The sequence below is a fragment of the Amphritea balenae genome (assembly GCF_003858655.1).
GTDB classification, from domain to species: domain Bacteria; phylum Pseudomonadota; class Gammaproteobacteria; order Pseudomonadales; family Balneatricaceae; genus Amphritea; species Amphritea balenae.
Genome location: NZ_RQXV01000005.1, coordinates 188726 through 211071 on the forward strand (window position 1 = coordinate 188726; position 22346 = coordinate 211071).

General features: G+C 49.5%; 25 protein-coding genes. 12 read left to right on the forward strand and 13 right to left on the reverse strand.

Features of this window, described 5'->3' with window-relative positions; all coding sequences use genetic code 11:
* Positions 1–80: 80 nt before the first annotated feature.
* The 3 genes from EHS89_RS10560 to EHS89_RS10570 all read left to right on the forward strand — a co-directional run bounded on the left by EHS89_RS10560 (position 81) and on the right by EHS89_RS10570 (position 4062).
* The gene (locus EHS89_RS10560; protein WP_124926118.1) at positions 81–1073 is read left to right on the forward strand and encodes an AAA family ATPase; all 993 of its coding nucleotides are present in this window, start codon (positions 81–83) and stop codon (positions 1071–1073) included.
* 2 nt (positions 1074–1075) lie between these two features.
* On the forward strand, positions 1076–2836 hold the full coding sequence (locus tag EHS89_RS10565) for a cobaltochelatase CobT-related protein (protein WP_124926119.1): 1761 nt from the start codon (positions 1076–1078) through the stop codon (positions 2834–2836).
* A gap of 470 nt (positions 2837–3306) precedes the next feature.
* Complete coding sequence (locus EHS89_RS10570) at positions 3307–4062, forward strand: hypothetical protein (RefSeq protein ID WP_124926120.1); 756 nt, start codon at positions 3307–3309, stop codon at positions 4060–4062.
* Between the two features lie 265 nt (positions 4063–4327).
* On the opposite strand, the gene EHS89_RS10575 is transcribed toward EHS89_RS10570, so the two are convergent.
* The 4 genes from EHS89_RS10575 to EHS89_RS10585 are packed head-to-tail and all read right to left on the reverse strand — an operon-like array spanning position 4328 to position 6629.
* Complete coding sequence (locus tag EHS89_RS10575; protein ID WP_124926257.1) at positions 4328–5185, reverse strand: sterol desaturase family protein; 858 nt, start codon at positions 5183–5185, stop codon at positions 4328–4330.
* 11 nt (positions 5186–5196) lie between these two features.
* Entirely contained in the window at positions 5197–5808 is a 612-nt protein-coding gene (locus EHS89_RS10580) for a hypothetical protein (protein WP_124926121.1), read from the reverse strand.
* A gap of 2 nt (positions 5809–5810) precedes the next feature.
* Entirely contained in the window at positions 5811–5987 is a 177-nt protein-coding gene (locus tag EHS89_RS21105) for a hypothetical protein (RefSeq protein ID WP_170167477.1), read from the reverse strand.
* A gap of 33 nt (positions 5988–6020) precedes the next feature.
* Positions 6021–6629: a TetR/AcrR family transcriptional regulator gene (locus EHS89_RS10585; protein WP_124926122.1), complete on the reverse strand. Its 609-nt coding sequence runs from the start codon at positions 6627–6629 to the stop codon at positions 6021–6023.
* Between the two features lie 165 nt (positions 6630–6794).
* Here EHS89_RS10585 and EHS89_RS10590 point away from each other — a divergent pair, with 165 nt between their 5' ends.
* A complete protein-coding gene (locus tag EHS89_RS10590; protein WP_170167478.1) occupies positions 6795–7952 on the forward strand; it encodes an aromatic ring-hydroxylating oxygenase subunit alpha in 1158 nt (385 codons plus the stop codon).
* A 332-nt stretch (positions 7953–8284) separates the two neighbouring features.
* Here the strand turns inward: EHS89_RS10590 and EHS89_RS10595 are convergent, their stop codons facing one another.
* Positions 8285–8869, reverse strand: coding sequence for a peroxidase-related enzyme (locus EHS89_RS10595; RefSeq protein ID WP_124926124.1), 585 nt, complete (start codon positions 8867–8869; stop codon positions 8285–8287).
* 186 nt (positions 8870–9055) lie between these two features.
* On the opposite strand from EHS89_RS10595, the gene EHS89_RS10600 reads away from it, so the two are divergent.
* From EHS89_RS10600 to EHS89_RS10610, 3 genes are all read left to right on the forward strand, one after another.
* Positions 9056–10039, forward strand: coding sequence for a GlxA family transcriptional regulator (locus EHS89_RS10600; protein WP_124926125.1), 984 nt, complete (start codon positions 9056–9058; stop codon positions 10037–10039).
* Positions 10040–10526: 487 nt separating this feature from the next.
* Positions 10527–11855 (forward strand): Na+/H+ antiporter NhaC family protein, encoded by a 1329-nt coding sequence (locus EHS89_RS10605; protein ID WP_124926258.1) that lies wholly within the window; start codon positions 10527–10529, stop codon positions 11853–11855.
* A gap of 170 nt (positions 11856–12025) precedes the next feature.
* The gene (locus EHS89_RS10610; protein WP_124926126.1) at positions 12026–12484 is read left to right on the forward strand and encodes a YHS domain-containing (seleno)protein; all 459 of its coding nucleotides are present in this window, start codon (positions 12026–12028) and stop codon (positions 12482–12484) included.
* A gap of 53 nt (positions 12485–12537) precedes the next feature.
* On the opposite strand, the gene EHS89_RS10615 is transcribed toward EHS89_RS10610, so the two are convergent.
* Positions 12538–13734, reverse strand: a complete 1197-nt coding sequence (locus EHS89_RS10615) for an MFS transporter (RefSeq protein ID WP_124926127.1) — start codon at positions 13732–13734, stop codon at positions 12538–12540.
* A 130-nt stretch (positions 13735–13864) separates the two neighbouring features.
* Here EHS89_RS10615 and EHS89_RS10620 point away from each other — a divergent pair, with 130 nt between their 5' ends.
* Positions 13865–14740 (forward strand): AraC family transcriptional regulator, encoded by an 876-nt coding sequence (locus EHS89_RS10620; protein WP_229753672.1) that lies wholly within the window; start codon positions 13865–13867, stop codon positions 14738–14740.
* A gap of 97 nt (positions 14741–14837) precedes the next feature.
* On the opposite strand, the gene EHS89_RS21110 is transcribed toward EHS89_RS10620, so the two are convergent.
* Positions 14838–15008 carry a hypothetical protein gene (locus EHS89_RS21110; RefSeq protein ID WP_170167479.1) on the reverse strand — a complete coding sequence of 57 codons (171 nt, stop codon included), beginning with the start codon at positions 15006–15008 and terminating at the stop codon, positions 14838–14840.
* A 179-nt stretch (positions 15009–15187) separates the two neighbouring features.
* Between EHS89_RS21110 and EHS89_RS10625 the strand changes: the two genes are divergently transcribed.
* A complete protein-coding gene (locus EHS89_RS10625; protein WP_229753671.1) occupies positions 15188–16285 on the forward strand; it encodes a TRAP transporter substrate-binding protein in 1098 nt (365 codons plus the stop codon).
* Between the two features lie 63 nt (positions 16286–16348).
* Here EHS89_RS10625 and EHS89_RS10630 read toward each other — a convergent pair whose 3' ends face one another.
* Together EHS89_RS10630 and EHS89_RS10635 are read right to left on the reverse strand one after the other, a co-directional pair.
* The gene (locus EHS89_RS10630; RefSeq protein WP_124926128.1) at positions 16349–16762 is read right to left on the reverse strand and encodes a hypothetical protein; all 414 of its coding nucleotides are present in this window, start codon (positions 16760–16762) and stop codon (positions 16349–16351) included.
* Positions 16763–16794: 32 nt separating this feature from the next.
* The gene (locus EHS89_RS10635) at positions 16795–17178 is read right to left on the reverse strand and encodes a DUF2956 domain-containing protein (protein ID WP_229753670.1); all 384 of its coding nucleotides are present in this window, start codon (positions 17176–17178) and stop codon (positions 16795–16797) included.
* Positions 17179–17251: 73 nt separating this feature from the next.
* Between EHS89_RS10635 and EHS89_RS10640 the strand changes: the two genes are divergently transcribed.
* A complete protein-coding gene (locus EHS89_RS10640) occupies positions 17252–17821 on the forward strand; it encodes an NnrU family protein (RefSeq protein WP_124926129.1) in 570 nt (189 codons plus the stop codon).
* 45 nt (positions 17822–17866) lie between these two features.
* Here the strand turns inward: EHS89_RS10640 and EHS89_RS10645 are convergent, their stop codons facing one another.
* The 3 genes from EHS89_RS10645 to EHS89_RS10655 form a co-directional block, all read right to left on the reverse strand.
* Entirely contained in the window at positions 17867–18496 is a 630-nt protein-coding gene (locus tag EHS89_RS10645; protein WP_124926130.1) for a 3'-5' exonuclease, read from the reverse strand.
* Between the two features lie 43 nt (positions 18497–18539).
* Positions 18540–19211: a YehS family protein gene (locus EHS89_RS10650; RefSeq protein WP_124926131.1), complete on the reverse strand. Its 672-nt coding sequence runs from the start codon at positions 19209–19211 to the stop codon at positions 18540–18542.
* A gap of 184 nt (positions 19212–19395) precedes the next feature.
* Positions 19396–19875, reverse strand: a complete 480-nt coding sequence (locus tag EHS89_RS10655) for a Crp/Fnr family transcriptional regulator (RefSeq protein ID WP_124926132.1) — start codon at positions 19873–19875, stop codon at positions 19396–19398.
* Positions 19876–20365: 490 nt separating this feature from the next.
* On the opposite strand from EHS89_RS10655, the gene EHS89_RS10660 reads away from it, so the two are divergent.
* Both EHS89_RS10660 and EHS89_RS10665 read left to right on the forward strand, forming a co-directional pair.
* Positions 20366–20761 carry a DUF3461 family protein gene (locus EHS89_RS10660; RefSeq protein WP_124926133.1) on the forward strand — a complete coding sequence of 132 codons (396 nt, stop codon included), beginning with the start codon at positions 20366–20368 and terminating at the stop codon, positions 20759–20761.
* Positions 20762–20906: 145 nt separating this feature from the next.
* Complete coding sequence (locus tag EHS89_RS10665; protein WP_124926134.1) at positions 20907–21650, forward strand: TSUP family transporter; 744 nt, start codon at positions 20907–20909, stop codon at positions 21648–21650.
* A 16-nt stretch (positions 21651–21666) separates the two neighbouring features.
* Here the strand turns inward: EHS89_RS10665 and EHS89_RS10670 are convergent, their stop codons facing one another.
* Positions 21667–22293 carry an NAD(P)H-dependent oxidoreductase gene (locus EHS89_RS10670; RefSeq protein ID WP_124926135.1) on the reverse strand — a complete coding sequence of 209 codons (627 nt, stop codon included), beginning with the start codon at positions 22291–22293 and terminating at the stop codon, positions 21667–21669.
* Positions 22294–22346 lie beyond the last annotated feature (53 nt).

Sequence of the window (22346 nt, forward strand, 5' to 3'; positions counted from 1 at the left end):
ACAAACCCGACAACTGGCCCACTCCCAGTCCGCACTATTCTCATAAACTGGCACCATAGTTAACATTTAAGGTGGCCCTAATGTCCGATATTAAAGTTGATCAGCCCGATATCATGATCTCAGTACGGGATGTATTCGGTATCGATACCGATCTTAAAGTACCGGCATTCAGTCAGCGGGATGACCATGTACCTGAAGTCGATACTGCCTATCAGTTCAACCCGGAAGTGACCCTGGCGATTCTCGCCGGTTTCAGTCGCGACCGCCGGGTGATGGTGCAGGGCCTGCACGGCACCGGTAAATCCACCCATATCGAACAGGTTGCGGCACGGCTGAACTGGCCCTGTGTACGGATCAATCTGGATGGCCATATCAGCCGCCTGGATCTGGTGGGTAAAGACACCATCGTACTCAAAGATGGTAAGCAGGTAACCGAGTTTCAGGAAGGTATCGTGCCCTGGGCACTGCGCCGTCCTACCGCACTGATCTTTGATGAGTTCGATGCTGGCCGTCCTGATGTAATGTTTGTTATCCAGCGTATTCTGGAACGCGACGGTAAGTTCACCCTGCTGGATCAGAACGAAGTGATCCATCCGCACAATCAGTTCCGACTGTTTGCGACCTCCAACACCATCGGTCTGGGCAACAGCACTGGCCTGTACCACGGTACTCAGATGGTCAACCAGGCCCAGATGGACCGCTGGAATATCGTTACTACCCTGAACTACCTGCCGACCGACGACGAAGTGAAGATCGTTCAGGCCCGTGTCAGCAGCATGGCCAACGATGCCGGTACCGAACTGGCCCGTTCCATGATTGCCGTTGCTGATATGACCCGTAACAGCTTTGCAGCCGGTGATATTTCTACCCTGATGTCTCCGCGTACCGTCATTTCCTGGGCCGAGAACATCGAGATATTCCGCGATCCGGGTATCGCCTTCCGTTTGTCGTTCCTGAATAAGTGCGATGAATCTGAGCGTCCGATGATTGCTGAATTTTTCCAGCGCTGCTTTGATCAGGAGCTGAGTGAATCCTGGGCCCATCAGGCGGCTCAGGTGATGAGTCAGGACTGATCGTGTCTGCTCCGGTCAGAAATACCGGCTTTGATCCGGTCGTTGTCGCCCCCCGCAAAGAGAAGCTGCAGCAGAAAATTGAAGAGATCTGCGGCGCTACTGTCAGAGCCTGGTCCGGTGAAAAAGGTTTTGAATACCGTGGTCGCCGGCCGGAGCTGAACGGCCGCCCATCGGGTATCCGTGCCGCCCATCTGCGCACCGATCCCAACGAAGACGACTTTACCTCCTGTCGTGGTGCTGCCGACGGTATCTCCCTGCGTCTGAAGCACAGCGATATTCCACTACACCGTAGCCTGATGCCGGAATCGCCAGTAGGTCAGATGCTCTTTGAGTTGTTAGAACAGCTAAGAGTCGAACGACTGGTTGAGAAACGCTACCCCGGTATGGTGAAAAATCTGGATCACCGTTATAAGCAGTGGTGCGCCCAGTTCTGCGCCTCCGATATGATCGAAAGCCATGTCGGCCTGCTGGTTTATACAATCGCTCAGGTAGCCTGGTCCAGACTATCAGGCCAACCGGTGAACGAAGCCACCGAAGGGCTGATCGAACCCCAGCGAATGATGCTGGCACCTCACATAGGCAGCTTTCTGGTCGGCCTGAAACGTAACGTGCATGATCAGGCGGTCTACGCTGAGAACGCGCTGGGAATCGTTCAGGTGATCGATGAGATCACCGAGAAGCTGGACAATAAGGACGATGAAAGCAAAGAGAAAGACCAGAAAACCATTAACAGTTTCGGCCTCTATTTCGATGAAGACTTCGAAGGCCATGGTGATACTCCGGCACTGCCCGGCCGTCGCAATAGCCGTATCGAATATCGTGAACTACTGGCACAGTTAGAAAAGTATAAAGTCTATTCCCGCGCCAATGACCGGGTCATCGAAGCGGAAAAACTGGTGGTGCCTTTTCTGCGCCGTAAACTGCGGCAGAAGCTGGATGAGCGGATCAAAGGTCAGGGCGTTAACGTTCACCGACTGGCCCGCGAGCTACAACAGATCCTGTCTGCACCGGAACTGGATGGCTGGAACTTCGGCGAAGAGGAAGGCTACATCGACGCCCGTCGCTTGAGCAAGCTGGTGACCTCGCCTGATTTCCGTCAGCTGTTCCGCAAGGAGCGTTACCAGCCACGTAGTAACTGTCTGGTTACTTTCCTGGTGGATAACTCCGGTTCCATGAAGGAACATATCGGCTCCATCGCAACCTTAATAGAGATTATGACCCGAGCACTGGAACAGGCCGGTGCCACCACCGAGATCCTGGGCTTCACTACCAGGAGCTGGCAGGGCGGCAAGCTGTTCAAGCAGTGGCGTGGCAGCAGTAAAGATGAAACACCGGGCCGTCTGGCCGAGCTGGAACATATCATCTACAAAGATGCGGATACCCCGATCAAACGCGCCCGCGGTAATATCTCAGCCATGCTCAAGCAGGACGTATTCAAAGAAGGTATCGACGGTGAAGCCCTGCTCTGGGCCGCCGAGCGAATGAATGGCCGGCCTGAAGAACGCCGTATTCTGATCGTACTGTCCGACGGTTGTCCGATGGAAGCGGCCACTGTGCAGAGCAACGAAGAGGACTTCCTTGATAATCACCTGCGGCAGGTTGCGCGGATGATTGAGGCGCGCGGGGATATCGAGTTACATGCGCTTGGGTTTGGGTTGGATCTGTCGACCTATTACCGGAACTCGTTGGAACTGGATCTGCCGGAGGTTTTGGAGAATCGGGTGTTTAAGGAGATACTTCAGATGCTTAGCAAAAGGCGCTAATCCGAGGTCCGATCGCTTCGCTTGTCCGAACACTACGTTTGTCCGATCGCTGCAAAGCAGCTGTCCGAAAGGTCGAAGAGATAAAAGCGTATTTACCACAGAGTGCACAGAGGACACGGAGAAGATCATCAGTGCTTCTCCGTGTTAGATCGCTTCGCGACTCCCCCTGGCGTTTCGTTAATCAATGGGTACTGCCCTCTCAAAATTAAAGAAGCAGCCAAAGAACGGCCTCAGACAGTCCTCGTACTATTCCATTGACCCACTCCAATGCTCGGCTGCACAGAAGGGGGATTGTGTCCGTGCCATCTGGGGTCATCGCAGTTTTAATTTTACTCTGACCCAATTTATTTGCATCGCCGTTACAATCGCATACGGTAATTAATTGGCATTAATTTGATTCTGACCCCGTTTTTCCATAATCTACCGATCCTCCCCAATAGGAAGTTATGATTGGTTAATAAGGAAATACGATGTTCAAGCCTGTAATCACACTCACGCTTACTTGCGCTATTTTATCCGGATGTCAGATAAAGCCACATTCTGGTATTGAAGCCGAGCAAGAGCAAGCTCTAGTTGATGGTCGCGTCGTCGCACTTTACACCAGAATAAATGAAATCTGTCCACTCAACGACAAAGACAAAGATCTCTATATACGCTCCGCTAAAAGAGGGGATAGGCTTTATTCCGGTTCGCCATTTGAATCTTATTACACTCATGCAAAACTCTCGGTTCTAGAAGAGTCAAGATCAGACCTAGCTAGACGAATGAAGAATATCAACTCTGATCTGCTGAAAGCTTGCGACATACTAACAGCAGAGGTAAGAGATATTGCTATAGAAAGACAAAAAGCTGCTGAAGATATGAGACAAGCGGTTCTTGGTCAGGATACAGAGAAAGATCCGAGAAAGCTTAAAGCTGTTTATCATGGAGTTGTCGTTCAAACTTTGAATCACATTGAACTAGTGTGTTCAGTTTCTGGTGAAGAGCAAGCACATATAATGAATGTCGTATATAAATTTCATCAAATGTACCCCGCAGGTAGTAAGTATTATTCAGACTTTATAGGAACCAGGCTGCGAGACGGGACCGCATCATCTACTATCTCTGAATCCAAGATAGCATCCTCTCTTAAGCAGTACGCAAAAACCAATAATATTGAGAGTGCTTGCAAGAAAGCCATATCTGACGCAGTTAAAGAATCAGTGAGCTATGGCGGTATAAATTAGAGCTGTAGGTTAAATAGAGTGAAACGAGACCCAACATTTTATTGGGCATCACTACGCTCAGCCCTCCAAAAGAGCCAGGAAGCTCTGAATAAGTTGGAGTGAGGATTACCTAGTAAAGCAAAGCTCTTGAATCAGCTCTCCAGAGAGAATAAGCCCCTGCTTGCACAGAAGCTGTTAATAAGGGGTTTACGCTTTTTCGGACTTCGGACAAATCACGCAGTGATGTTCGGACAAGGGGAGCGGAGCTCCCCGATCGGACTTCTCCCTACGCCTTCGGCCGCCATCCCGGAGGCTTAACCAGATATTTCACAAAGTCCGATGCATTCTCAGCGCTGGCAAGATCCTTATACAGGCGCGGGAATTCGTAGAACTGTACGGTGATCGGGTTTTTGCTGGCCATAGGGGTGGTGAGGCCGTAGTTGGGCAGTTCTTCCTCTTTCTGGAAAGTACCGAAGATACGGTCCCAAATGATCAGGATGCCGCCAAAGTTCTTGTCGATATATTTACTATCGGAGCCGTGGTGGACCCGGTGGTGGGATGGTGTGTTTAAGAACCATTCCAGCGGTCCGAGCTTGCCGATCATCTCGTTATGAATCCAGAACTGGTACGCCTGAACCAACACTTCAGCGGCGAAGATCAGGATAGGATTGAAGCCCATCAGTACCAACGGCAGGTGGAACAGCACCGACACCATCGGATCGAATAGGCTGAAACGAAATGCGGTGGCGGTATTGTAGTCACTGGAACTATGATGCACTGAATGGGCTAGCCAAAACAGACGAATGCGGTGAATGGCGTAATGCTCGATGTAGTAGGTCAGGTCTGCCAGCATCAAAACCAGCAGTGCGCTGTAACCGTTTACCGGTATCTGCCAGGGAATATACTCGTAGATAACGAAGTAGAGGTAGACCGCACCGCCGAAGATGATCATCTCGGTAAAGTAGTATGGCACCTGGGTGAAGACGCTGGACAGGGTTTCCATAAAACGCCCGCCACTGAAGCGCCGGGTGACGATATCATTAAGTATTTCCAGTGCCAGGAACAGCCCGGCAAACACTAGCACCCAGTCGTAAATGTTGAACGACATAAACTCCATGTATTCAAGCCAGTTAGCTTCGCTCATGTTCAACCCCCCTACTTCAAACCAAGAAATGCGGTAACAGCCACCGGCTGATAATTGTTATCCAGTTGCCAGCGTTCAAAGTCACTCTGATAGAGGAAGTCTTTGTAGCTGTCCTTTGTTTTCTGCCAGACATCCAGCACAGTGTCATCCCGGTAGGTTTTATACCGCCCTTCAGCCACAGCAATACGTGGCATACCTTCTACCTGTGCCTTTATTCCCAGGGTCAGAATTACTGTATTCGTACTGCTATCGTAATCCCGGTAGATCCCGTACACAGGTTTGTCAGCCTGAATATATCCAGCGAGCGGCGATTCCGCTAACGCTTGCCAGTGATCCCTTATCTGCTGATCGACATCCGACTGAAGATCAACCTTTCTACTCAGGCCGCTTATCCCAAAAACGCTTTGCCAGACTGGCTGATTAGTTACTGTAATTTCCTCCGAGGATTGCTGCTTAACAACAGAGAGTTGCTTTGCCTGAGAAGGCTTATCGGATTGTGGCTGGGCAACGACAGCAGCTTCGCTGAATGGCAGCCAGGATTGCCAGATCAGAAATGCAAACATGCCGATCATGCTCAGGCCATACAACCCGCGTAACAACAGGTTACGTTGAGGTAACGCCATGGTCAGATCTCCCAGAAAAAGCAGGAGATTGCCACCAACAGCCAGAGCAGCATGGTGCCCCAGTAGGCACCGGGTTCTTGTGCCCGTTTAAACTCACGGTGCAGCCATACACTGCCGCTAAACAGATCATAAGCAACCCATAGCAACAGGGCGATGCCCAGTATATAAGCCAGAGACATAGGTAGAACCTCGTATAAAAAATGATCGATAAGTTAGTCAGTTGATAAAGAGTTGAGCAGGTACTCCGCTGCGCTGCGGGCCGGCTGACGGTACTGCTGGTTCATCCCTAGTGGCGCCAGGGAATCAAGGTTGAAATAGAGTGAGATCAGTCCGAAAGAAACAGCCTCAAGCCGGGCGTTATCCGCCTTAGGAAACTGCCCTTGTAAGATAAAGGTAATATCGTCGGTAAAGCCCTGCATCCAGGCCTGCATCCGCTGTCGTAACGCTGCGTCGCGACCGGCGGAGAAGATCAGGGATTCGATCACCAGAATATATTCTCCGTCACTGTACTGATCGCTGAACAGCCCTTCTAATAACAGCTCTGTGCAGCTCTTTTTACAGTTCTCTTTACTCTCCTTGGTGGGCAGTGATTCGATAAAGCCGCTCCACTGCTGTTGCGATTGCTCTAGCACCCGGTCCACCAGCATGGACTCAAGCTCCTCCCGGTTACCGGCAAAATGTCGTACCAGGCTACGCTTCAGGCCAGACTCATCTGCGATGCGCTCTAAAGTACTGCCGTCAATTCCGTAACGGGCAACACAGCGATAGAAGGCATTAAGAATCTCTTCGATGCGTTCCTCTTTCTTACTGGGACGACCCATTAATCTGCTCCACTATCAGCGCCAAAAAATAACCCAGGCATTTATTGTCATTTGTGACAGTTTAAATTAACATCGAATAAATTGTCAAATAAGACAATAAACTATTTTATTCGAGTACAGGGCAAACCATCCCCGTATGCCCGGCTATGCCATATGGAGAAAATAATGAACCAAACGCTGATGAGTGCTTATAAAGAATCTGCCCAGGCATCGCTGGAACAAGCAAATGGCCTGCCGCTGGCGGTATATCACGACCCGTCAGTTTTCGATGCGGAGATCAAAGAGGTGTTTCTGAATGATTGGGTGTTTGCCTGCGCTGAAGCTCAGTTAAGCCAAAGCGGAGATTACTATGCTTTTGAGATCGCCCGCGAGCCGTTGGTGATTATCCGTGGTAAAGATGGTGCACTTCGGGCTCTTTCCAATATCTGCCGCCACCGGGGTACCCCGCTGCTGGATCCGGGTTTTGGCCAAATAGGTAAAAATATCGTTTGTCCTTACCATGCCTGGACATTCGACGATACCGGCGCATTTAAAGGCGCTCCCCTGACTGGTGAGATCAAGGTAGATAAAGAGAAGCACTGCCTACCGGAATTTGCCATTGCCAGCTGGAACGGGCTTATCTTTGTCAATCTGTCTGACGCGCCACGGCCCTTCAGTGAAAAGGTTGAAGGTTTGGATAGCTACCTGTCGCTGTTTGACCTGCAACGCTTTAAGCAGCCCTACCAGATGCCCACCGAGCATTGGGACAGTAACTGGAAACTGGCAGTTGAGAACGGTATCGAAAGCTACCACCTGTTTAAGGTTCATAAAGAAACGCTGGAAACCACCACTCCCAGCAAACAGGCCTATTATGTGGCAGGCAGTTCAGAGTGGACTCTTACCGGTGGGAAGATGAAAGATGACCGGGGTACTCTGAGCAAATGGCTAAGCGGCAATTATCCCGAAGCTTACGATCACTACCTGTTACTGTTCCTGCCACCGTCGCTGGTCGCGGTCATTACCTACGATGGCCTGAACTGGATTCAGATTATGCCCCGAGGACCTGAACAGTGCGCCGTGATACCCGGTGGCCTGCTGGAACATAAAACTACCAACTTTAACTCGCCGGAGTTTCAGTTTACTCAGGCGTTCCTGAATGAAGACAAGCAGATCTGCGAACGGGTACAACAAGGAATGCATGCCCGTAAAGGCAAAGGCGGCAAGCTGGTCAGTATGGAGAAGATTCTGGTAGATTTCCGTCAGTACCTCGCTAATCGCTTGTTCCAGACTGAACCCGATCCGTTTATTGAAACCGAACAGGCACAACGCTTTTATGCCGAGTAAACGTTGTGCTTTGTCTAGCAAGTCTGACGCTTCGCGCAGTAGTCTGATCAGCATAGTATGCCTTGTCTGATCGTATCTCCGATACTTATCCGAACGCTGAGAAACAGCTGTCCGAAAAGTCTAAAAGATAAGAGCGGGCTTACCACAGAGGACACAGAGGACACAGAGGACACAGAGGACACAGAGAAGATCATAAGATCCGAAGCCCGATCGCTTTGCATATGCTAGCTCTATGCTTATCTGCTGGTTACGACTTTTCGGACTTCAGACAAACGAAGTGTTCGGACTAAGGGGCGAAGCCCCTGATCGGACCTCGCCGCGAAGCGGTGCGTCTAAGCCTTTGGCGTCCGTGCCATCACATAAAATTCCGGATTAGGCTGCATAGCCGTCACTATCGCCATCCGGTTCGACAGGCCAAAAAAGGCGGTAACGCCGGCTATATCTAGAATGTCTTCATCATCGAAACCATGCTCTTTCAGATCGGCATAATCAGCATCGCTAACCAACTCAGGATTACGAGAGAGCGTCATGGCAAAGTCGAGCATCGCTTTCTGCTTGTCAGTAATTGGCGCGTGCAGGTAGTTGATGGCTATCTGGTCGGCCAACTGAGTATCTTTAGCAAAGATTCGTAGCAGTGCACCGTGGGCGACTACGCAATACTGGCAACCGTTGGCTGCGCTGGTCGCAACGATGATCATCTCTTTTTCAGCGGCTGTCAGGGTGCTGCCTTCCCGTTCCATAATGGCATCGTGGTATTCAAAGAAAGCGCGAAACTCTGCCGGGCGATGCGCCAGGGTCAGAAATACGTTAGGGACAAAGCCGGCTTTATCCTGTACCGCCAGGATACGATCACGGATATCCTCAGGCAGGCTGTTTACATCCGGTACCGGATAACGGCTAATATCATTCTGGCTCATGGATTTTATCCTCTTTAGTCGTCTCTAAAATTTGAGTATCGCTTCTATTTCTTCAGTCTGTTGGTTACTCTAACAGCCAAAACTGACAATATTCAGACACAAACACGCCATTTATCGCGCGTATCAGGTCATACTGCCATTATCTGATAAAAGCAGCGACGTTATTAACAGGATGAATCGACCCTTATGTATCAAGTTCTGGGCTTAGCCTTTGATGGCTGTCAGGCATCCGGGCTAACCGCCCCCTTCGATGTGTTTAATGTGGTTAACTCCATCTGGCGCCACCAGCGGGAAGAAGACAGCGATCTTTACCATTGTTCGTTGGTCACTGCGACCGGCGAGCCGTTGAACTGTTCCAACGGTATGCAGATGCGGGCTGACTTTTCACTCGACAATGCCCCTAAGCCTGATCTGATTCTGATTCCCGGTATTCACCACCTTAACAGCCACTCGTTGTTAAATAATCTGAAACAGCTGGGCAGAGAGCAACACTGGCTGCAGCAACAGATCGATCAGGGTGTGACTATCGCAGCCAACTGTAGCGGCGTCTTTCTGCTGGCAGAAACCGGCGCGCTGAATAGCCGTAGTGCTGCAACATCCTGGTGGTTAGGCGGACTGTTCAGCAAACGCTATCCTGATGCGGTGCTTAATAAAGACAGCTTGCTGGTTGAGGATGGCCGTTATTACAGCACCGGATCTATGAGTGCCAATATCGGGGTTATGTTAAGAATCGTCGAGCAACAAGTCGGCCGACAGTTAGCTCAATCAGCTGCTAAAACGATGTTAATCGATGCGTCACAGAGCTTTGCCTCGCCTTACCTGTTTATGCAGGAACAGAGCGAACATCAGGATAGCCTGGTGCTGGCGGTCGAAAGTCAGTTACAGCGGGATATTGCACAGAAGATTAATCTGGAAGAGCTGGCCGCCATGCATTCGGTCAGTGTCCGGACACTTTCGCGTCGCTTTAAACAAGCCAACGGCATTGGTCTGTCTGACTATCTGCAACGGCTTCGTCTGGAACAAACTAAATTGCTGTTAGAAACCACAAGTCTTTCGATCGAACAGATCGTGGACCGGATCGGCTATAGCAGCCAGAGCTCATTACGCCGGCTGTTCCAGAAAGAGCTGGGGATGTCACCCAGAGAGTACAGGACAGCAAAGCTGTCCTGATTCACTTCGCTTAATTGCTTCGCAAGGGTCGCTAGAACGTTGCTACGCAACTCACTGGGAGCTAAACCAAAAACTGAGTTTTCCTTGCTAGAACAGGCGTAAAATCTGCCTAACTGGTGCGAAGCGCGTTCTTGCCAGAATAATTAATATTCCATAAAGTTAGCACCAAAATAGTCTTTATAACCAAAACGCAAACCCAAAGACATAAACAATATTAGCTCTGACTGTCCCCCTAAGTATAATGCGCTGCATCATAGTGGGTCGCCTTACCTGGCACTGACTCCACCCTGTTTATTACCTCCTGCATTCCAAAAGAAAAGCAGGTTTTTTTATGCTGCGTCGTCTGCTTATCCACAGACGGCAAGCGCCAACCCGATCCGGTGATCCTGGCCCGAAAGTGTTAGCACTTTTCCGGCTTATTGCTGTTTGCGTTGCTGTCGTTTGTTCTGCACGTAGCGAATTAGTTTCTGCAATCCGGGAGTCTAAAATGAGAGCCAACCCGCTCGCGCTATTACCTCTGTTACTGTTTCTGGCCCTGTTTATCGGTAGCGGTGTTTACTATCAGTCACAAAATGTTGATTTTGCCTTTTACCAGATCTCTGCGCCGGTGGCGATTCTGCCTGCCATAGTGCTGGCTCTGATTCTTGGCAAAGGCGCGCTGAATAAACGTCTTGAAACCTTCATCGCCGGTGTCGGTGACAGCAATATCATTACCATGTGTCTGATCTATCTGTTGGCAGGCGGCTTTGCCAGCGTAGCTAAAGCGGTTGGCGGTGTTGATGCTACGGTTAACTTTGGCCTGAATATTATTCCAACTGAGTTGGTGCTGCCTGGCTTATTTGTCATTACTGCATTTATCGCTACGGCCATGGGCACCTCTATGGGAACTATCGCTGCGATGGCTCCGATTGCGCTGGGCCTGACCGAGGTTAGCGACCTTTCCCTGCCGCTCTGCATAGGTGCTGTAGTGGGTGGTGCGATGTTCGGCGATAACCTGTCGATCATCTCCGATACCACCATCGCGGCAACCCGCTCCCAGGGCTGTGAGATGCGCGACAAGTTTCGCATGAATTTTAAGATTGCTATGCCTGCGGCACTGATCACGCTGGTATGGCTTTATCTGCAGGGTTCCAGTGCAACCATTGCCGAAGCAAGTGACTATGAAATGATTAAGGTTCTACCTTATCTGGCTGTACTGGGTATGGCGCTGGCCGGCATTAATGTTCTGCTAGTGCTATTCAGCGGTATCGTGCTGGCCGGTGCTATCGGTCTGGGTGCGCTACCTGATTATTCAGTAGCCCAGTTCTCCAAGGATATTTACGGTGGCTATACCGGTATGCAGGAGATCATGATCCTGTCGATGCTGATCGGTGGTCTGGGTGCACTGATGAAAGCTCAGGGGGGTTTAGAATTTCTGGCCCGCCAGATCGATCGCCTGACCAGCAAAGGGGACAATTCAGGAAGCCGTCGTGGCGGAGAGATCGGCATCAGCACAGCAGTTGCCCTGACCAACGCTTGTACTGCGAATAACACAGTAGCGATTATTATCTGTGGCGGCCTGGCCAAAGATATCGCCACTCGCAATAACGTTGATCCAAAACGTAGCGCCTGCTTACTGGATATCTTCTCCTGTGTGGTTCAGGGCCTGTTACCATATGGTGCGCAGGTGCTGCTGGCAGGGTCTATTGCAGGACTGTCACCGCTGGTTGTAATCGGCAATATTCACTACAGCTGGTTACTGGGAGTGATTGCGATCGGCACTATTATTGTTGGTGGCGTTCAGCGAAAATCCGGGAAAACGGTGGCTGTTAATTAACAAGTAGCTGGACCGAACTCGCTTTGCTCAAGTAGCTAAACGAAAAGCATCGTTTACTTTGCTAGAAAATGTACAGGCCTTACAACCCGGCTATATCAGTGAACTTAGATTGCTTTGAGTAATCTATACCTAAGTACCGGGCTGTTACTGATCATTTAGAGAGAGAAATTATGTATAAAATTCTGTTTTCTACCCTGCTTATCTGTATCAGTAGCTTCAGCTTTGCAGCAGAGCCGGTGAGTATGAGTTACTGGAACAAGGTCGCTATTGAGGGTCATGATACGGTGGCTTATCACGATACCCATGTTCGAAGTTCACACCAACAGGTATTAGGACAGAAACAGTTTACCGTTGACTGGGGCGGAGCTAAATGGCGCTTCGCCAGTCAGGCCTCGGCCGATAAATTTGCCGCTGATCCAGCCCGTTACAAGCCGGAATACAACGGCCACTGCGCTAATGCTTTGAGTCTTGGCGAAGGACTGATTAAAACCGATGGTACGGTATGGGAGTTCTTCGGTGATCAGCTGCATCTGTTCTACGCCGAGCGGGGCCGCCAACGCTGGTTGAACGGTGACTGGCAAGTTTATAAACAGGACGCCAACAAAGCCTGGCAGGCACTGACGCAATAACCTGCTGTACTCACTTAGGTAGCCACTAACTATATAACCAGCATGGCTGCTGACTAGGGAGTGTTGCGCAATGCAGCGCTCTTAACACGACCCTGCCAGATAACTTCGTTACCAGGGCCAGGCTGATATGGCACTAACAGAGCCAGAATCAAAGAGATACCGCCCATCGCAGCCCCGGTAAGAAATACCGCTGCAGGTGAAACTATCCACAACAGTCCATAAGCCGCCGGCAACGCGACCGCGGCAATATGGTTGATCGAAAACGCCACACCTGCGGTGGACGCCATATCTTTCGGGTCGGCTATTTTCTGAAGGTAAGTTTTCTGGGCGATCGCCATCGAAAATAGCAGATGATCAATGATATAAAGTGCGATCGCAATCCCTGGATCCGAGACAAAAGCGTAGGCGGTAAACACCGCGATCAGTCCTATATATTCTACACAGAGCGCTTTTCGCTCACCCCAGTAACCAATCAACCTACCAATTTTTGGTGCACAGTACATATTCAGCACACCGTTAGCCAGAAACAGAATAGATATCTCGCCAGCACTGAAACCGAACTTTTCCACCATCAGGAAACCGGCAAACACGACAAAGATCTGGCGACGCGCCCCTCCCATAAATGTCAGCGCATAGTAAAGCCAGTAACGTTTGCGCAAGATTAGTTTTTTATGCTGCTCAACCTTTTCAGGAATATACGGGAAGAAAAACCAGCAAAACAGTGCGATCGCACAGGTTATTCCGCCGCCCACCAGATAAACAAACTCCATTCTGATACTGAGAATATCCAGCGCCAGCCAAACCAGCGCAAACGCGATCAGGCTGGCAAATGACCCTATTGCCACTAACTGACCCAATTTATAAGCCGCATCGCGCTTGTCAAACCACTGCAGCGATAGCGACTGATTCATAGTTTCGTAGTAATGAAAGCCCAACGACATTAACACCGTGGTGCAATAAAGGCCGACCTCAGAGGGAAAAAAACCGGTCAACGCGGTACCGATGCCCAGCAATAGCATAGATAGCAGCGCCAGGGTCTGCTCCCGCATCAGTACCAGCAACAGTACTGCTGCAAATGCCATAAACCCCGGAATCTCACGCAACGACTGTAAAATACCGATCTCAACACCGGTAAATGCTGCGCGCTCAATAACGAAGTTATTTAACAGAGCTTGCCAGACACCAAAGGAGATCGGCATCGCCGCAGCTAACAAGAACAGGAACATTTCAGGACGACGTAAATAACTCATTTAACACTCTCCCAGTGATTACTGGCGTTAACCTAAAACAGCAGACAGAGCCCGGATTCTCCCCCTACCTATCAGAAATAGCGGGCAAGCTCCCGGCAAGGCTAATTGCCGCCTCAGCTGCGTATTCAATATGAGTTACTTTAAAATCGATCGGATTTGGCGTATATACTATGTCATGCCAACTTATATCGCTAAACAGCCAGATCTGCCGGAAGTTCCTAAACACTGGACCCGCTTCGATGGCATTCACAGCCCAAGAATTGAGGAGACACCCCGCAAGGTTGTGGTACGCCAGGTTGAACATGAACCCGGCGCCTATGCGCCCTATCACAGCCATGGCTGGGGTCAGCTGCTGTTTATCTCTGAGGGGCTGATACATGTCTCGGCAAAAGATATCGGTTTCTGGGTTGTACCACCGCAACGGGCGGTCTGGATACCGGCGTTTACGCAACATGATGCCCGTACCATACACGCGGTTCAGATGCGTAATCTTTATATCTCACCGGATGCCGCCAGTGAGCTGCCTGATCACTGCCAGGTCATACATATCACGCCCCTGTTACGGGAACTGATTTTAGCCTTAGGCGAATTCGACACGCTGTACGATGAGGCCGGCGCTGAAGGCCGGCTGGTGCAGGTATTTCTGGACCGGCTAAAAACCACCCCTGAAGTACCTCTGAGTCTCCCCCGTCCCAGCGGAAAGATCCTGCAAAAAATTGCTGATTATTTAGCGGCGGACCCCGCAGATCAGCGCTCAATGGAGGACTGGGCAACAGAACTCGGCACCAGCTCCCGCTCTCTTGCCCGTCATTTTCGCCAGGATACTGGCATGACCTTTGGCCAGTGGCGCCAGCAGGCCCGTTTACTGGCAGCCCTGACCCGTATAGCCCGGGGAGATCCCATCGCTAATATTGCTCTGGATCTGGGCTACAGCAGCCAGAGTGCATTTATCGCGATGTTTAAAAAAGCATTAGGCAAAACACCCGGTCGTTACTTTGAGCTCTAGGTTTCAAGTACAAGTTTTTTAATACCAGGCGCTGCTGTTACTACAGATGCTTTGGCTGCTGTGGATAAGTCACCCGCCGGAGCTGCTCAGGGGTTTCTTAATCTTTCTTCTCTACTGTGATTTCCAACGTTTTACTGTTGCCGGCAAACCATTTTTGTACATACAGGGACCCCATAATTGGTGCCTGTCCTTCGGCTGGAACTTCCTGATAACGGACGCTGTTTTTAGTTTCTTTCTCGTATTCAAACTTCACTGTAACTTTGGACATCAGGTTTTCTCTCAAGACATTAATACCGCGAATATACGAATATGAGTGCTCTTAAACAAGGACTGCTTTGGTTTTTTCTAGCCATTAACAAGAGGCAAAGCTTCCGTTCTAACCAATGATATTGTCCTACACTGATCTCATACACCCATCTGAACCTTTGCCCTATCAAGGAGTGAAAGATGAGCAGAGCAAATCCGCTATTACAGATGTCGCAGGTACTGTTTTTTTGCCTGGCGATACTTTTTTTTGTCACGCCACTGCCAGCCGCCGACAGTATTAAGCCGACCCGATTAAAAGTGTCTCTGGCTTTTCCCTCAGCTCTACCCGCCGTTAAAAGCTCAATTTTATGGATAGCTGATCAGGCCCCTGTCATCAGTAATGGTTCGCTAAATATTAAAACCTATGATCCGGGTAAGCTGGTTGCTCCCTTTGAGATTCTGGATGCAGTATCCAGTGGCAAGGTTAATGCGGGCTTTGCTATTTCAGGTTACTGGGTGGGTAAAATCCCTGCGGCAAGCATCTTCTCTTCCGTACCCTTTGGCCCTGAGAGTGGTGAGTTTATGGCCTGGTTGTATTACGGCAACGGCCTGAAACTATACCAACAGATGTATGATCAGGCCGGGTATGCGGTAAAAGTCATCCCTTGTGCAATTCTGGCCCCGGAGAGTGGTGGCTGGTTTAAGCGGCAGATAAACAAGCCTGAAGATCTTAAGGGCCTGAACATGCGTTTTTACGGTCTCGGCGGTAAGGTTTTCAGCAAGCTGGGAGCATCGGTATCACTGATTCCCAGTTCCGAAATCTATCCGGCCCTTGAGCGTGGCGCGATCGACGCTACAGAGTTTTCCCAGCCAGCCATCGATCAGATGCTGGGCTTTCACAAGATCGCCAAATATAACTATTTTCCCGGCTGGCACCAACAAGCCAGTGTGATCGAGTTACTAATCAATAACCAAACATGGCAAAACATGCATATCAGCCAACAGGCAACCCTTGAAGCCCTGTGCAAAGCGTCGATGACCAATACTCTGGCTCAAGGGGAGGCGATTCAATATCAGGCGATGCATAAAAATGAGAATGAGCGCGGTGTCACTAACCTCTACTGGAATGCCGAAATGCTTTCACTGTTCGAAGCAACCTGGCAAGAGGTGGTACGCGAAGAGTCGGAAGACCCGTTCTTCAGGACAGTATGGGATGATCTATCGGCTTTCCGCCAAAACTACAGCCTCTGGCAACGCCACGCCTTCCTGCCACGGCCAACCGGCCGTTTAGAAGAGTAGCGGCCAGGGCTCAGTTATCCAGTGAAATCTGGTTGGCTGCAAAACGGCGGGCTAGCCTCTGTTCTATCCGATATGCTGAAGTAAAGCGGCCTGAGAGTCGGCTGAATGATAAACCTCTTCGCCCACCTGAAAATCGGTAAAGATTATTTCCAGCGCCCGGTCATTGGTGAGCAACAGCAAGATGGTGTAATCCTTGGTTTTTTCCAGTTCGTATAAACCCGCTTTAAACCAGCTATTGGACAGTTCAAGCTGTTCCAGATAGTCCTGACGGGATACCGAATGGAATTCTAGGGGAATATTTTTATCGCCTTTAAACTGAACCAGTGTGTAAGTTTTGGGTACCGAGAGAAAGTCCCGTTTAGTGGCATAAGCGACAGTCAGCAGTGACTCACCTGATGGATTATGGCCGATAAAAGTACAGTCAGTACCCGGCTCAGTTTCCAGTGCAGGCAGTTCGGCGAAGGTTTTTAAGATCATTGGTCTGAATCCGTTATAAGAAGCTAAATCCGTTAAACAAACATCACATAAGCGATAAACAGCGCCCAGGAAAGTAACAACAGAATCCAGGGTAACTTACTGCCAGCGGTGGGAATATCCACTTCCACATCATCACTGTCTGCAACTGCGTTCTGGATCTTTTTCTTACGCTGCTTATCCAGTTCCCGGGATTTAGCCTTCTGTTGCTTCTTGTACTGATCGATCCCCTTCTGAATACCCTGGGCGATCAGTTTAGTCTGTTCTTTGGTCTGGCCCGGTTTCTGAGTGGATTTGGCTACCTGCATCGCCTCTTCTTTGGTTCGGTCTGAAACCGCGCTTTGCTTGGATTTTGCCATTGATTCAGTGTCCCGGGATTTGAATGCCTGCAGTATATAGTAGCGAGTAGCCAGACGCATCGTTTAGACTGCCAGACTGCTACTTCAATCTTGAGTCTATACTCCCCATACCAACCTTTCAGAGCTAAATACCATGCTACAGCTATTGACCGGCATATTACTATTCTTCGGTATCCATTCCGTATCTATTGTCGCCTTACCCCTGCGTGACAGTTTCGCAGCTAAGAGTGAGTATGGCTGGAAAGCCATTTATAGCCTGATCTCTGTCGCCGGTCTTTGGCTGATGATTCAGGGATACGGCGAGTTGAAGCAAACTCCTGAGCTACTTTATATTTCCCCGGCCGGCCTACGCCACCTGGCAGCATTACTACTATTACCCGCTTTTATTCTGACCATAGCGCCCTACTTTCCCGGACGTATCACCCGAGCAATAAAACACCCACAATTGCTGGGCCTGCAACTCTGGGCGGTGGCTCATCTGATGGTCAACGGCGGCTTAGCTGATCTGCTACTATTCGGCTCTTTTCTGGTATGGGCTGTTGTCGATCGTATATCAATGATGAAACGTCCCAGCCGTGCGGTGCCAGGCGTACCTGAGTCCAACCGTAATGATATCTTACTGATTGTTGGAGGTTTGGCTATCTATGTGGTGATCGCCGGATGGTTACACCAACCCTTATTTGGTGTGGCGCCTTTTGGTTAGGGAACAGGTTCCCAGGATATTAGGCCTGAACTCCGACGCCCAAGACTATGAAATCAGGTTATCGATCAGCTTTTGATGCCCGCTATCCTGAAGTCCTTCAAGAATGCGCAGAGCCGCGAACGCGTCGTTAGCGGCATAAAGCTTCTGCGCATCGCTCAACTTAGGCAGAGACCAGTTAGAGGTAGAAACACGCTTGGATTTATTAAACTTCTGTCCGAACTGAACCGCGATAGCAGCCTTCACACCAAGCTGACGACGGTAGCCCAACTGACGATAGATCGCATCAAGATCAAGAATGCCCTTGATCTCAACGCCAAATTTACGTCGGATATGGCTGCGATCCGATTGCAGACCAAAGCCCACTTTCACAACCTGTTCAGCCTCCAGTAACTGACAGATTACCGGGTAAACAGAGCGATCGTGCAACTGAAAAAGATAGCCTGTTTCTGCAGTACAGAGTTGTACCAGATGTGGGCCATCTGACTTTTGATCTTTACGAAATACCGGTCTGGACTCAGTATCAAAGCCGATAAAGGCACTGCTTTGCAGATCGGTCAGTGCCGCCGTCAGCTCCGCTTCACTCTGTGGCAAGCAGATCTGTTCCAGGGTCATTCCCTGAAACAGATCAAATTCGGCTATCTCTTGCTTAGTCGGGGGAAGCAGTTTCTCTTTCATCGGTCAGCTCTGATCCACTATTCAGCCGTAAAGGCCGGGGCTCTTAATAATCTGATTTCTTCGACTTAGAGGGTGCTTTACCCCATTTGAAGCCGCTTTCACTCGGCTTCCCGGAGGCAGGCTTTCTTGCGGTTGGGGGCTTATCGACTACAAATTTAACCGTCCGATCCGCTGGCTTACGCATCTTTTTACTGCTATCGGTATGACCTTCGGTGCTGGTTTTACGCAGTGGTTTAGTATCATCCACCGCCGGTGCTTTATCCCTGAGTTGATGCTGCATACCGGTAAGGAAGTTACGCAGTACCTGATCTTTACACTCACGGAAGTTTTTATGCCCCTGCTTACGGAACAACGCACTAAGTTCATGCTTACTTACACTGAAACCCGCTAGTTTTAGCATATCCAGAATCTGATCCGCATCCAGATTCAGCGCAATCTTCAGTTTACGAAAGACGATATTATTAGTCAGACGACGCTCTGCAACCGGCTGAGGTCCATCCTGTCGACCGCGCTTCTCAATAATCAGGCCATTCAGAAAAGTCGCCATCTCATAATCAGGCAGCAACACATATTCTGGATCATCGTCTTTTTTAAGCCAGTGCTTAAGCTGCTCCCGGGTAACTGCCATCTCAGCATGGCGAAACAGAGCGATCATTTTGGTATCGCTGTAATTAAAGCTATAGCGCAAACGGCGCAGAATATCGTTATTGGTCACATCAGGGTCCAGACAGGAAAGAATCAGGCAGGCACTTTAGCATAAAACGGGACAGCCTTGAGCATAATACGAACAGCCTTGAGCATAAAACTTAAGAGTCTTGAGCATAAAACTTAAGAGCCTTGAGCACAAAACTTAAGAGCCTTGAGCATAAACGGCAGCTTACAGGTATTAAAGAGGCCGCTTATTCAACATCGGCCAACCGGTTATCGGCATCTCTGAGACGACGCGCCATCTCACGGGCCAGATTCAATAACAAAATACCAAAATCATTTGGCAGCTTTTGTTGGATTTCACTGAATACCGCAGTGGAAACCCTGAGCAGAAGCGTCAGTTCTTCAGCATCACCGTCACCGGCTCGATCATGCAGACCGATCATCGCCATAAAACCCACTTCCATACCAAATTCATAATCACGAATATGCGTACGACCGCCACGACAAGGTTTATAAAACCCCACCCGACCATCGAGTACAACATAAAAACAGTCCACCGGATCGCCGAAACTAAAGATTCGGTCGCCGGTCTGTGCCAGTAAAATGTCACTTTTGTCTAATAAAAATAGCAATGCATCATCTGACAAAGCACCAAAGGTTGATGCGTTTTTAAAATAATCCGTTGAATAAAGCTGAAGCAGTTCCTGTGCCGATAGGCTGGTAATCATCTGACTCTTCCCGAAGGCTTACGACTGTCATCGTTCAGACTAGCAAAGCTGGACTGAACAGCTACTTAATTGTCCCCAATGCGGGTATTTTATCGAACAACCACTGGCCCAATAAAGTTTCAAAAACTGGCCCTAACTGGTACCAAAGTCCAACCCCTATCATAGCGCGCGAAAGCTCATCAGAAACAGCTAAAAGCTTAGGTAATTAGCCATAACTGACCCAAGCGATCTGGGCCCTGCCCATCCCTGAAACAGTTGTTACTGTCTCAGCTCAAATAATAATAATCTGGCGTATTAATAACGCCCCAGACCGAACTAGTGCGACGGTCTGCTGCTCACTTATCTATACTGATTTAATAGATAAGCGCTTCCTGTAAAGAAGACGGAGCACCCGAAGGAAAATACGAACAATCTTCTTCGTAGCTTCCATTACTATTTTTTGAGTCCGGTCCGCCTGAAATAGCGGATCAATTACTGAGAACAATTAGCTATGTCTGATTATCCTACCCTGAACAAAATGGGCATCAAATCTGTCGAGAGTGTCGACAAGTACACCCTGCGTCATCAGGGCGATACCGATGTACTGAAAATCTATTACAAACGTGCAAAAGGCTCGTTGCTGTCGCGCAGCAAAAAGTTCTCTTTTGTACGTGGCCGTAAAAATATGCCACTTGAAGTGCGCAACTCTAAAGCATTTGAAAAGATGGCTAATATCAGCCCACAGCTGGTTATGGCACTGGAAGAACTTAAAAAACTTGAAGCGACCCGTAAAGAGGAGAAGCCTCAGGATCCTAAACAGAAGTTCCTTGCCGATCTGGATCACCTTGAAAAAGTGATGAACTCGAAGATGGATGAGATTCGTCGTCAGATCAACGAGCTGGACTAAGATTCGAAATAACACAGGTACTATCCTGTAGCATGTTGCGCCTGAACGTTCTGTCAGGCGCTATCCCCCCCGAACGAACTGGTTCTACCCCGCTTTACCTGTGAAGTACTAGGCTGACTACACTCACTTTAAAACCGGCCAGCTTATGACTATAGAGCAACTGCTTCCTTTTCTGTTGATCGTTGCCTTTGGTACTTATGTCCAGACAGTGACCGGCTTTGCCTTAGGTATGATAGTACTCGGCTGCGTCGCCCAGCTCGGACTTGCTTCTGTCACTTTCACTTCGGTGATTATCAGCCTGCTAATGCTGGCAAACGGCCCCATTGCGTTACGGGGCAACCTGCAACATCTGGATCATAAGGCGATGCTCTGGTCACTGACAGGGCTATTTCCGGCACTGGTGGCCGGCGTTCTGCTGCTCAATTATCTAAGTAGTGATTTTACTCAAATGCTGCAATGGCTGCTGGGTGCCACCATTATTACTGGCGGATTATTCATCATGCTTAAGCCAGAGCCCCTGCCGCAACGTAGTTCACATCGCTCATTTGCAATAGCGGGTGCTGCCGCAGGTATTTTCGGCGGCCTGTTCAGCATTGCCGGTCCACCTCTGGTATATCAGCTATACCGTCAGCCGCTGTCACTGCAAACGATTCGCTTAAGTTTGCTGGCAATGTTTCTGGTAATGAATATCATCCGGTTACTGGTGTTGGGAGTTCAGGGACTACTGACACTAGAGATGCTCTGGACCGGACTAATCTGCATTCCTGTGGTCGCCGCATTTACGCTGATTGGCAAACGTTATCCACCGCCATTCAGCGATACCACTATGCGCCGTCTGGCGTTCGCATTGCTGATCATCATCGGTATAAGCCTGGTTATCAGCGCCTAAAGGATACAGTTTTGAGTTATAAATGAATAAACAGTTCGTCTCTTGAGCGACGTACTTTTTTCAGCAATGCGTGGTGATCATTCTGATCCCGATAGCCTAAGGCTAGTAGCACCAAGCTGCGCATATTTTTCTCTTTAAGCCCGAGCAACTGGTCCAGCGCATCCTTATCAAAACCTTCCATTGGTGAAGCATCAATCTGTTCGAGTGCTGCAGCCGTGACGGTAGTCCCCAGAGAGATATAAGCTTGTTTAGTCGCCCAGTGAAGCTTCTCTTCAGGGCTAAACCGGTTTACAGCCCCCTTTATCATCGTCCTGTAGGCTCCGAGCTCTGATACATCAGTCCCCTGCGTTTCTGCAGTGAGCCGGATGAAGTCATCTACATCGTCACCATTCACGTCTTCATGCGCAGCAAAAACCAATAGATGAGACGACTCGCTAATTTGTGGTTGATCAAAGGCGATCGGTCTTATCTTCTCCCGCAACGCCGCACTTTTAATGACAAAAACACTGTAAGGCTGTAATCCATAAGAAGATGGAGCCAAACGTGCGGCCTCAAGAATCCGATCCAGTTTCTCTTGTGGAACTTGCTGTCCGTTCATACGTTTGGCTGCGAAACGCCAGTTCAGTGCGTCAGTAATATTCATGTGCTATATCCAGGTAGCCGCTAAAAAAGGGGATAAAAACGGGTTAAAGGTTT